Source organism: Aeromonas sp. Y289-2 (assembly GCF_027705925.1).
GTDB classification, from domain to species: Bacteria; Pseudomonadota; Gammaproteobacteria; order Enterobacterales; family Aeromonadaceae; genus Aeromonas; species Aeromonas veronii.
Window position 1 is genome coordinate 1 of the sequence record NZ_JAPDCH010000031.1, and the last position, 10978, is coordinate 10978.

At 63.0% G+C, this 10978-nt stretch carries 8 protein-coding genes; 4 read left to right on the forward strand and 4 right to left on the reverse strand.

The genetic code is table 11. From position 1 onward, the window contains the following. Positions 1-370 precede the first annotated feature (370 nt). Together OKC43_RS21245 and OKC43_RS21250 are read left to right on the forward strand one after the other, a co-directional pair. Complete coding sequence (locus OKC43_RS21245; RefSeq protein WP_201990818.1) at positions 371-613, forward strand: hypothetical protein; 243 nt, start codon at positions 371-373, stop codon at positions 611-613. Positions 614-779: 166 nt separating this feature from the next. Next, the gene (locus tag OKC43_RS21250; RefSeq protein ID WP_201990819.1) at positions 780-1544 is read left to right on the forward strand and encodes a DODA-type extradiol aromatic ring-opening family dioxygenase; all 765 of its coding nucleotides are present in this window, start codon (positions 780-782) and stop codon (positions 1542-1544) included. Between the two features lie 93 nt (positions 1545-1637). Here OKC43_RS21250 and OKC43_RS21255 read toward each other — a convergent pair whose 3' ends face one another. The 3 genes from OKC43_RS21255 to OKC43_RS21265 form a co-directional block, all read right to left on the reverse strand. Beyond that, positions 1638-5390 (reverse strand): AAA family ATPase, encoded by a 3753-nt coding sequence (locus OKC43_RS21255; RefSeq protein ID WP_270804106.1) that lies wholly within the window; start codon positions 5388-5390, stop codon positions 1638-1640. Continuing rightward, a complete protein-coding gene (locus tag OKC43_RS21260) occupies positions 5387-6613 on the reverse strand; it encodes an exonuclease SbcCD subunit D C-terminal domain-containing protein (RefSeq protein WP_270660741.1) in 1227 nt (408 codons plus the stop codon). Before OKC43_RS21260 ends, OKC43_RS21255 begins: the two co-directional genes overlap by 4 nt. A gap of 103 nt (positions 6614-6716) precedes the next feature. Continuing rightward, on the reverse strand, positions 6717-7145 hold the full coding sequence (locus OKC43_RS21265; protein WP_005338252.1) for a GNAT family N-acetyltransferase: 429 nt from the start codon (positions 7143-7145) through the stop codon (positions 6717-6719). A gap of 177 nt (positions 7146-7322) precedes the next feature. On the opposite strand from OKC43_RS21265, the gene rdgC reads away from it, so the two are divergent. Continuing rightward, positions 7323-8234 (forward strand): recombination-associated protein RdgC, encoded by a 912-nt coding sequence (rdgC, locus tag OKC43_RS21270; protein ID WP_270660740.1) that lies wholly within the window; start codon positions 7323-7325, stop codon positions 8232-8234. A 191-nt stretch (positions 8235-8425) separates the two neighbouring features. Beyond that, positions 8426-10207 carry a gamma-glutamyltransferase gene (gene ggt, locus OKC43_RS21275; protein WP_270804105.1) on the forward strand — a complete coding sequence of 594 codons (1782 nt, stop codon included), beginning with the start codon at positions 8426-8428 and terminating at the stop codon, positions 10205-10207. A gap of 64 nt (positions 10208-10271) precedes the next feature. Here the strand turns inward: ggt and OKC43_RS21280 are convergent, their stop codons facing one another. After that, positions 10272-10742, reverse strand: coding sequence for an FKBP-type peptidyl-prolyl cis-trans isomerase (locus OKC43_RS21280; protein WP_005347462.1), 471 nt, complete (start codon positions 10740-10742; stop codon positions 10272-10274). Positions 10743-10978: the final 236 nt, after the last annotated feature.

Below are 10978 nucleotides of genomic sequence, written 5' to 3' on the forward strand. Positions count from 1 at the left end.
GCCAGCATTTCTTTGGATTCGGTCTTCGGACCGATGGTGCAGACAATTTTGGTCTTTTTCATGTCAATCTTCATGGTTAAGGAATTTCCGCCGAGCAATATACACCAGTTTTTGGAATCTTTTTATGATCCAGAAACAACGTTTTGACCAGATAACGTTTTCTTTTCAGGGATAACGTTTTCCTGTGAGTCACATTTTAGAGCATACGGCCACAGGTTCGGGCTGAAGGGATACAAATGTTGCCATCTGTGGTTGTTTGGCCGGGTTGAGGTTCAGATGTTGTAAAATGACCACCCGTCCGCTGTCACCGTCTTGTCACCGGCTTGCGCAAAAATGTTAGTTCATTGGCGCACGGGTGAAGGAGGTCGGGATGAAAAACAGCCATGAAACCGGATGGGCTCTGCTCTTGCTGGGCGCCGCCCTGCTGCTGGTTCAGACGCTGCCAGCCCGCTACTGGCCTGATAATGCGCGACTGCTGGCGATTTTCTCCCTCCCAGTGAAAGGGGAGGCGGCCGCCGAGGGATTGGCGTGGCGAGAGTGGCAGGATCACAGTGCAGAGACCCGGATGGCGCTTCGTGTAGCCCGACCGCTGCCGGATGCTCCTCAGCCTTGATATCTATTGCCGATTACCTGTCGTGAAGGCGTGAAATTATCAACCATTGGTTGATAGTTCTTATCTATCTTGCTGGATTGTTCACCTTTAATGGCTGGGGGATAATCGATTCCAACAGCGATATCCCCTCCGGTATCGCCCCTGATACTTTGTTGGAGTCTGCTTTATGTCCCTCGCCCCCGTCTGGTTTATCTCGCACGGCGCACCGGATCTGGTGCTGCGTGAGCAACCCGCCACCCGCTTTCTGCGAACCCTGCGTCTGGGTGAGCTCAAGGGGCTGGTGGTCATCTCCGCCCACTGGTTCAGCCGCGAGCTACAGATCAACGTCGAGCCCAAACCGGCCTTGATGTACGACTTTTACGGTTTTCCCGAGCCCCTCTACCGGATGCGCTGGCCTGCCAGCAGCCCCGAGTGGCTGCAACAAGGGGTGAGCGACCAGCTGGCACTGGCCGGACTGACCGCCACCCAGGTGCGGCGCGAGCTGGATCACGGGGTCTGGTCGCCGCTCTCCCTGATCGACCCAAACAGCGAGATCCCGCTGGTGCAGATCTCCATTCCCGCGAGCTTCACCCCGGCCCAGTTGTGGCAACTGGGAGAGGTATTGGGGGCGCTGCGCAGTCAGGGGATTGGCATCCTCGCCTCCGGCGCCATCACCCACAACCTGCGGGCGCTGGCACCGGAAGGCTCGCCAGTGCCGGAGTGGGCCAGCCAGTTTGTCGACTGGCTGGAGCAGAAGATGGCCGACGAGGATCGGCTGGCGCTGCTCGACTATCGCCAGCAGGCCCCCGGAGCGGTGGAGTCTCATCCCCACGATGATCATCTGCGCCCGCTCTTTGTTGCGTTGGGGTCGGCCGATGGTGTGGCGCCCACCCGGCTGCACGAAAGCTGGGATGGCGGCAGCCTCTATATGGGCGCCTACCGCTTCGGCTGATAGCCTCTCAACAAGACCCCGCCAATTGGCGGGGTCTTGTTATGTACGGTGTAGTGATTTAGCCGATGGTACTGGTGATTGAGCCGAAGGCTCTCAGGGAATCACTACCCGGCTCTCGCCGCCGCCGAGGGCTTCGACCCTGATCTGCACGCCAATACGCTCTACCAGGGTCTGGACGTGGGAGATGACCCCGATCTGGCGACCGGCGGCTTGGAGGGAGTCGAGGCTGGCGAGCGCCAGATCCAGACTGTCCGGATCCAGGGTGCCAAACCCTTCGTCAATAAAAAGCGACTCGACCTGGGTCTGCCGTGACGAGAGGCTGGAGAGGGCCAGCGCCAGCGCCAGCGACACCAGAAAACTCTCGCCACCGGAGAGGGAGTCCACCGAACGCACCTCGTCCCCCATGTCGAGATCCACCACTTGCAGCGCCAGATCGGTGCCGGGTACCCGCTCCAGCCGGTAGCGCGGCGACAGCTCGGCGAGCTGGGCGTTGGCCTCCAGCAGCAGACGCTCGAGGGTGAGGCTCTGGGCGAAGGTGCGGAACTTGGCGCCGTTGGCCTGCCCGATCAGATCGCACAGCTGCTGCCAGTGGTCGGCCACTGCCTGCTGGGCGGCCAGCTCCTGTTGCAGGCTGCCCGCCTTGAGGGCGGCGGCTTCGGCCTGTGCCAGCTTGCTCTTGCACTCGAACAGCTGCTCTTCAAGGGCGCGACAGCGGGCATCGAGTGCCGCCAGTTGATCGCTCAACTCTGCATCCGGCAGGGCAGCCAGCTCGGGGTGATGTTCCCGATAGCGATCCCGCTTGTTCTCCTCCAGCGCCAGCGCCCGTTGCCGCTCGGCAAGGCGGGTGCGCGCCTCACCAAGGGCATCTTCCAATCCTTGCAGGGCCGTGCGGCGAGCCTTGAGCTCATCGGGGCTGATGGCGAGCAGACGGCGCAGGTCGTACTCGGCGATGCCGAGGGTACTGGCGTGGGCAGCCCAGCGCCCCAGCACCTCCCGCTTGCGGCGGCTGCTGGTCTGCTTTTCCTGCTCCACATGAGTGAGGCGGGTCTTGAGTTCGGTCTGCCGCTCCCGCAGAGCGCGGGCGCCGCTTTGCATCAGCTCCAGTTCGCTGGCGAGTTGTTGCAGCCGCTGTTGCCAGCGGCTCTCGACCAGCGGGATCTCCTCGCCACCGAGACAACCGCTGCGGCTGGTGAGCAGCCCCTGCCGTTGCTGTTCGTGCTCCTTGTAGTCCCGCTCGAGTTTGTGCAGCAGCTCGCGCTGGGTCTGCAGGCGTGCCTCCTGCGCGCTCAGGGCGGGGGTGAGGCTGGCGATCTCGCTGGCCAGCCGCTCCCACTCGCTCTGGCCGTGCAGCCAGGCTTCGCAGGCTCGCTGCCACTCGTGCCACTGCTGGCTGCCGAGCCACTGGCGCCACGGTTGGCCGCCCATCTGCTCGTCGAGGCGGTGGGCGCCTTGCTCAAGGCGCTGGCGCAGGGTCGCCTCCTGCTCGCCCATCCCCTTCACTTCCCCTTCCAGCGCGATGCGCTGGCGATCGGCCTCCTGCCACTGCTGGTCAAACTGCTGGTGCTGGGCAGCCAGTTGGCTCAGTTGCTGACGCACCCCTTGCAGCTGTTGTTGACCAAGCTGGGCCTGACGCAGCTGCTGCTGGCTCTGGGCCAACCCCTGCTCCAGCGCCTGGCCACGGCCAAGCAGTGTGCTCATCAGCTCGTTCCACTCAATGGGGCTCTGGCGCAGCGGCAGCGGATGACCCAGCAGGGTATCGCCCCCCAGCTGTTGCCAGCGCTGGGTCAGCTGCTCGGCGCGGGCTTCCAGCTCCGGCAGATGTTGCTGACGCACCGCCAGCTGGCGGGCCAGCTCCTGACGCTCGCTCTCGCACTGAATGTACTGATGGTTGAGCCGCTCCCACTCCAGCTCCAGACTGCGGGCCCGCTCCGCCAGCTGACCCAGGATCCCCGCCACCTGTGGCTGGCTCTGGCTGTAGGGGTGCTCCCCGGAACCGCACAGCGGGCAAGGTTCGCCATCGCTCAGGATATGGCGATACTGCTCGAAGCTGGCGATGGCGCGGGACTGCTCCAGCGCGTGGCGCGCCTCATCCCGCTGCAGGGCGAGCCGCTCGCGGGCGGGGGCCAGCTCTTCGCTTAGGGTGGCGAGCTTGCCGAGCGCCTGCTCCAGCTGGGCAATCTCCTGCTGCAGGCGGCCATGCTGTTCGCCGTGGTTGCGGCCATAGTCGGCCAGCTCCAGCAACTGGCGCAGCTGACCCAGCTGTTCGGTTTGCTGCTGCCACTGCTCCTGCGCCTTGGCGAGGCGGCTCTCCCAGTGCTGCTCCTGCAGCTCGTTCTGTTGCTGTTGCAGCCGAGCTTGTTCATGTTGCCAGTAGTCGCGCTCCTGCTGGCCTTGCTCCAGCTGGCGCTGCAACTGTTGCAGGGCGCGCAGCTTGTGATCGCGCAGGGTGAGCAGTTGCTGCAGCTTGTCGGCATCCTCGGCCCAATCCTGCATGGCGGTGAGCAGGGGCTGCCACTGGCGGGCAACCGGTGCCAGCTCCTTGTGCTCTTCGAGCCAAAGGCCCCACTGCTGGTGCTGCTGCTTGAGCAGCTCCACCTGTCTGCTCTGCTCGCGCCAGCCCTGCTCGAGGGTGAGCTGCACTTCTCGCTCCTGCGCCCCCTCCTGCTGGATCTTCTGCAACTGCTGCACTTTTTCCCGGATGCGGGTATCGAGCTCCTGCGCCCGCTTGAGTTCGGGTTGCAGGGCACCCCATTCCCGCTCGGCGGCGATCTTCTCCGCCAGCAGTTGCTGCTCGGTCAGCGCGCTCTGCTGGGTCTGCTCCTCGAGTTTGGCCAGCTCTGGTACCAGCTCGGCGATCACCTTCTCCTGCTGCTGTACCTCAAGGGTGAGGCGGGCCAGCTCGTCGTGATCGGCGCGGGCCACCTGCGCCTGCTCGGCGCGGGCAAACTCCTCGCGCTCGGGGGCCGCGGCGCCGTGGGCCTGCAGGGCGGCATCGAGCGCCGCCTGTCCCTCGGCGCAGCCCTGCAACTGGGCGGCAATGTGGCTGTTGAGGTCGCGCAAGTCCTGCATCAGTTGCTGTTGCTGCTGCTCGTGCTTGAGGGTGGTGGAGAGGCTCACCTGCTGGTTCACCCACTGTTCGCGGGTCGCTTCGTCCATCAACGCCACATCGCCGAGGCGCTGGGCAATAGTGGCCAGCTTCTGCTGCTCTTCCCGCGCCCGTTCATAGGTCTGGATGGAGATGGCGGAGTAGAGTTCGGTGCCGGTCATCCGTTCGAGCAGAGCGGAGCGCTCGTTGGCGTCCGATTTGAGGAAGGCGGCAAACTCCCCTTGCGGCAGGATCACCGCGCGGCGGAACTGCTCCCAGGAGAGACCCACAAGCTCGTCGATGCGATCCTGCAGCTCCCGCTTGCTGCCGGAGAAAACCTGACCCGACTCGACATCGGTCAGGGTGCGCTCCTGCGCCTGAAAGCGCCCCTCCGAGCGGTTTCGCGCCCGGCGCACCGCCCAGCGGGCCAGCCAGATGCGGCCATCGCAGCCACGAAATTGTACCTCGGCAAAGCCGCTGGCGTGGCCGCGACTGAGAATGCCGCGCACGTCGTTGGCCTTGAGTTTCTCCTCGTCATCCATGCGGCCCACTTCGGCCACGTTCTTGCGATTGGCGATAAAGCGCGGCATCTCGTCGTAGAGGGCCAGACAAATGGCGTCGAGCAATGTGCTCTTGCCCGCGCCGGTATTGCCGGTGATGGCAAACAGACCGGCGGCGCCGAGCGCCCCCCTGGTAAAGTCGATGGTGAAGGGGCCGGTCAGACTGGCCAGATTCTCACCTGACAGAGACAAGATTTTCATTGGTTTGACTCCTTCACCTGCTCCAGGATCTCTTCAAACGAGGCAACTAGCCCAGCCTCGGGCTCCCCTTCAAACTGGCGCTGATAGCAGAGGCGAAACACCTCTGTGGGGGAGAGCTCATCGAGCCTGCGCCGCTCGCGACCATCGGCCAGCCCTTCGCCCGAGCCCTGATAACTGGTCGTAATGCGGGCCAGACGCACCGGTTTGTCTGCGATGGCGGCGAGAATCCGCTCGCGGATGCGGGCCTCGGGCTTGGGCAGCAGCAGCCGCACTTCGAGGAAGGGTTGTGCCTCTTGTGGACAAGCAGGCAGCTCGAGCGATGCGATGGCGTTCAGCGCGTCGTCGAGGGTGCTCTGGGGCAGGCGGATCATCTCCACCGCGCGGGGCACCGGGATCCGCTCCAATCCGGTCAGTTTCCCCTCTGCAAAGGTCACTTCCAGCACCTGATGGTTGTAGTTGGCTTCGGCAAGCGAGAGCGGTAGTGGCGAACCGCTGTAGTGCACCCCCTCGGCCGGGCTCTGGGCCAGATGGAGGTGGCCGAGCGCCGTGTAGTCTGCACCGGCAAAGAGTTCGGCAGGCAGGGCGTGCTGGTTGCCGCCGAGCACCCGCCGCTCCGACAGCTCGGAGAGCTGGCCCGCCGCCAGATAGGCGTGGCCCATGGCGATGAGTGGCAGATCCTCCCCGCAGCGGGCGCGCCCTTCGGCCAGCACTTCTGCGTAGACCTGCCCTACCCCTTCGATCAGTCTGTCCTGCCCCTCTGCCAACTGCTCCACCCGCAGATCGCTGCTGCGCAGGAACGGCACGGCAGCGCACCAGGCGGCAATGTTGCCCTCCCGGTCTTGCAGCGGTACCAGCAGACGGTCGGTCTCGAGCTTGCCCTCACTGTCGCGGCTGATGCTGCCCACCAGATGCAGATCAAAGGCGCGCAGCAGCTCGTGGGGAGCATCGAGCTTGGAGGGGGAGTCGTGGTTGCCGCCGATCAGCACCATGTTGAGGTGGGGCATCTCGGCGCGCAGCCGCGCCAGAAAACGGTAGAGCTGTTGCCAGGCGCTGGCGGGGGGATTGGCGGTATCAAACAGATCGCCCGCCACCAGCAGGGCGTCGATCTCGCGCGCTTTGAGGGTGTCACTCAGCCAGTCGAGAAAGGCATCGTGTTCAAAACGGCGGTCATGGCCATGAAGTTGATGGCCAAGGTGCCAGTCGGCGGTATGGAGGATTTTCATTGGAAAGCAGCCCGGTTGCAGGGATGGTGCCGGTGGCACCCGATGGAGACAAGATGAGGATGCCCCTTGCTTTTTTCAAGTAAAACAGGGGGCTGGCATCGATTCAGGCAGGTTCGCAGCACATCCGGTATTGGGGGTGGCCGGTGAGGGGATCGGACTCTTCGGCCTCGATGACGAAGCCGTGGCGGCGATAGAAACGCACCGCCTGATCGTTCTCGACAAAGACCCGGGCGTGGAGCGACGCCCCCTGACGCTTGGCCTCCTGCAGCAGGGCGTGGCCGACACCGCGCCCCTGACGGTCGGGGCGCACGAACAGGGCGGCGAGATAGTTGTCCACCAGTGCCATGAAACCGAGCAGATCGCCGCGCTCCTCGAACACCCAGATGGCTGCGCGATCGAGATAGCGGGTACGCAGATCCTCCTGGGCCTGCCACCAGCAGGAGGCATCGACGAAATCGTGGGCCTGCAGGGAGGCCAGCAACCAGATTTCGACGATCTCTTCCATGTCTTCCGGGCGACTGGGCCGCAACATACCTTCATCCTTATTAACAATTTACTTTCGCAGTCTAGGAGAACTTGATGAACAAACAGGTGACATAAATGAGACCCTGTGAGGTCGATCGCCCTTTATTTAGCGAGAATGATTGGCTGATCACAAAGCGCCTCTCTAGTACAATGCCCGCCGGACAATCTAGAGACCGAGGACGCCATGTGGTTTAAAAACCTGCAGATTTATCGCTTTACCCGCCCCTTTGACCTGACCGTTGATCAGCTGGAAACCCAGCTGGAAGCCTGTGCCTTCACCCCTTGCGGCAGTCAGGACATCTCCCGTTTCGGGTGGGTCAAGCCCCTTGGCAAATTCGGCTCAACCCTGACTCACTCTGCCTCCGGTCACATCCTCATCTGCGCCCGCAAAGAGGAGAAGATGCTGCCCGGTGCCGTGGTCAAGGAGATGCTGGCCGAGAAGGTAGAAACGATCGAGTTCGAACAGGGACGCGCCCTCAAGAAGAAAGAGAAGGAGGCGTTGAAAGAGGAGATCCTCCACACCCTGCTGCCCCGTGCCTTTAGTCGTACCAGCCAGACCTTCGCCTGGATCAATCCGGCCGACAATTTGATGGTGGTGGACGCAGGTTCTGCCAAGAAGGCGGACGATCTGCTGGCGCTGCTGCGCAAATCCATCGGCTCCCTGCCGGTGGTGCCGGTGGCCCTCAAGAACCCACCCGAGATCACCATGACCGAGTGGTTGAACGAGGGCAACCTGCCAGCCTCCTTCACGCTGGAAGATGAAGCCGAGCTGCGTAGTGCCATGGAGCACGGCGGCATCATCCGCTGCAAGCAGCAGGATCTGATGACGGATGAAATCAAGAACCATCTGGCCAACGACAAGCTGGTGACCAAGCTGGCCCTAAACTGGGGCGAGACTGTCAGCTTCGTGCTGGGGGATGATCTCTCCATCAAGCGCCTGAAATTCAGCGAAGAGCTGCGCGAGCAGAACGACGACGTCACCAGCGAAGATCCGGCTGCCCGTCTGGATGCCGATTTCGCGCTGGTGACCGCCGAGCTGTCCCAGTTTATCCCGGCGCTGTTTGCCGCCCTGGGTGGCGAAGAGCAGTCCATCTAACCGGACATGCGCCTGTTTGGCCTCTGCCATCCCATCGTAAAAGCCGCCTTCGGGCGGTTTTTTTATGCCTGTTACGGATAGCCATTATTGATAGATGAGTAAGATATTGATCTTGTTCAATAACTTGAGCTATCAGTGCCAATCGTGACATAGTCCCTCTTCATGGTCATAAAACAGACAAGGAGAGTGTCATGTTGCGCAAACCTCTGGGGCTGGCTGTCGCCCTTGCCCTGCTGGCCGGTTGTGCCAGTGACAACGGCTTTCACTACACCCCGCCAACCCAGACCCTGATCGCGCCCGAAGCCGCCAGTGGCTGGACCGACAAGCAGGGCTGGCAGGGCCATGACTTCATGGTGGCGGCCGCCAACCCGCTGGCGGTGGATGCGGGCTACCAGATCATCAAGGCCGGTGGCAGTGCCGTCGATGCCGCCATTGCGGTGCAGCTGGTGCTGACGCTGGTGGAGCCGCAATCCTCCGGGATCGGTGGCGGAACGCTGCTGCTGGTGTGGGATGGCCGCAAGGTGAGTGCGGTGGATGGCCGCGAAACGGCGCCGGCTGCCGCCACCGACCAGCTGTTTATGCAAGATGGCAAGCCGCTGGCGTTTTATGACGGGGTGGTCGGGGGCCGCTCGGTCGGCGTTCCCGGCACCCTGCGCGCTCTGGCACTGGCCCATCAGCGTTATGGCAAGCTGCCCTGGGCTGCGCTGTTCGAGCCCGCCATCACGCTGGCAGAACAAGGATTTGTGATAAGTCCACGGCTGGCCACCTTGCTGGCCAAGGATCCCTATTTGGCACGGGATCCGCAGGCGCGAGCCTACTTCTATCAGGTTGATGGCAGCCCCAAAACGGCAGGCACCCGGCTGACCAACCCGGCGCTGGCCAGGGTGTTGCGCACCCTGGCCACAGAGGGGGCGGATGCTTTCTATCAGGGGCCGCTGGCGGATGCCATGGTGGCCAAGGTACGCCAGCATCCCACCAATCCCGGAGTACTGGCGGCCACCGATCTGGCCAGCTATCAGGCCAAAGTGCGGGATGGCCTCTGCTTTGACTATCGCCAGAGCAAGATCTGCGGTTTCCCCACTCCCTCGTCCGGCACCCTGGCGCTCGGCCAGATCTTCGGCATGCTGGAGAGCCGCGATATGGCAGCCCTCAAGCCGATCACCACGAAGGAGGGGGGACTGGCTGCTTCCAGCGAGGCTATCCACCTCTACAGCGAAGCGGCGCGTCTGGCCTTCGCCGATCGCAACCAGTACGTCGCCGACAGCGATTTTGTCAGCGTGCCGGTGCAGGGGCTGCTGGACAAGGGCTATCTGGCCGAGCGGGGCAAGCTTGTCGGTCAGCACTCCATGGGGATTGCCAAGCCCGGCACGCCGCCACTGGCGCTGGCACGCGGCCAGGATGCGACCCCCGAACTCCCCTCGACCAGCCATGTCTCGATCGTCGACAAGGCGGGGATGGCTATCTCCATGACCAGCTCCATCGAGGATGGTTTCGGATCGCGTCAGATGGTCAACGGCTACCTGCTCAACAATCAGCTCACCGATTTCTCCTTCACCTCGATAGATGCCGCCGGTCTGCCGGTGGCAAACCGGGTGGAGCCGGGCAAGCGGCCCCGCTCCTCAATGTCACCCCTGCTGGTGTTTGACAAACCAAGCGGCGAGCTGACCATGACGCTGGGCTCTCCGGGGGGCTCCGCCATCATCAACTACGTGGGCAAGACCCTGCTCGGCACCCAGGATTGGGGTCTGAACCTGCAACAGGCCATCAACCTGCCCAACTTTGGCAGCCGCAACGGCCCCACCGAGCTGGAAGCGGGGCGCACCCCTATGTCGGTGGTCGAGGGATTGAAGGCGAGGGGACACGAAGTGGTATTGAACGAGCAGACCTCCGGCCTGCAGGGGGTTGAGCGCAACACTGGCGGCTGGTTTGGCGCAGCGGATCCACGCCGGGAAGGGATCGCCAAGGGGGAGTGAGGTTCCCATAGCAACAAGGCCAGCATGATGCTGGCCTTGTTGTTGATGGAGCGTGACGGAGCGCTTACTGGATACCCAGCAGCTCCACGTCGAAGATCAGGACGGATCCCGGCGGGATTTTGCCCGCGGCGCGGTCGCCGTAGGCGAGGTTGGCAGGGATGTAGAAACGGGTCTTCTCACCTTCCACCATCAGCTGCACCCCTTCGGTCCAGCCAGCGATCACCTGATTGAGGCCAAACTCGATGGGCTCGCCACGGGCGACCGAGCTGTCAAAGACGGTGCCGTCCAGCAGCTTGCCCTCGTAGTGCACCTTCACCTTGCTGGTGGCGGTGGGGTGAACGGTGCCGGTGCCCGGGGTCAGCACTTCGTACTGCAGGCCGGAGGCGGTGGTGGTCACCAGCGGCTTCTCCTTGTTGCTGGCGAGGAACTCGGCGCCAATCCGCACGTTGTCAGCCGCCAGCTTCTTGTTGTTGCTGCTGGAGTAGAAGTAGTAGGCCACACCGGCGATGAGCAGCGCGATCAGTATGAATTTCATCGGTTTTCCCTGTTCCATGACATGTAAAAAGTGCAATGAGGGCGCCATCTTATCGCGCACCGCCCCTGATGGCGAGCCACAGGGCGGGAGGATGTGAGTGGGCAGGCAAATCTCGGAGACGCAGACGCAAAAAGGGGCGAGTCGGTGACTCGCCCCTTGTCATGGCGGGGATATAAGGTGTGAATGGCGTAGCCGTTCCATGGTTAATGAGGTGTTTGCTGTTGCTCGATGTACTG

Coding starts and splice junctions, on each gene's coding strand:
- OKC43_RS21245 (WP_201990818.1), top strand. CDS start 371: ATGAAAAACAGCCATGAAACCGGATGGGCTCTGCTCTTGCTGGGCGCC.
- rdgC (WP_270660740.1), top strand. CDS start 7,323: ATGTGGTTTAAAAACCTGCAGATTTATCGCTTTACCCGCCCCTTTGAC.
- ggt (WP_270804105.1), top strand. CDS start 8,426: ATGTTGCGCAAACCTCTGGGGCTGGCTGTCGCCCTTGCCCTGCTGGCC.
- OKC43_RS21255 (WP_270804106.1), bottom strand. CDS start 5,390: ATGAAAATCTTGTCTCTGTCAGGTGAGAATCTGGCCAGTCTGACCGGC.
- OKC43_RS21250 (WP_201990819.1), top strand. CDS start 780: ATGTCCCTCGCCCCCGTCTGGTTTATCTCGCACGGCGCACCGGATCTG.
- OKC43_RS21260 (WP_270660741.1), bottom strand. CDS start 6,613: ATGAAAATCCTCCATACCGCCGACTGGCACCTTGGCCATCAACTTCAT.
- OKC43_RS21265 (WP_005338252.1), bottom strand. CDS start 7,145: ATGTTGCGGCCCAGTCGCCCGGAAGACATGGAAGAGATCGTCGAAATC.
- OKC43_RS21280 (WP_005347462.1), bottom strand. CDS start 10,742: ATGAAATTCATACTGATCGCGCTGCTCATCGCCGGTGTGGCCTACTAC.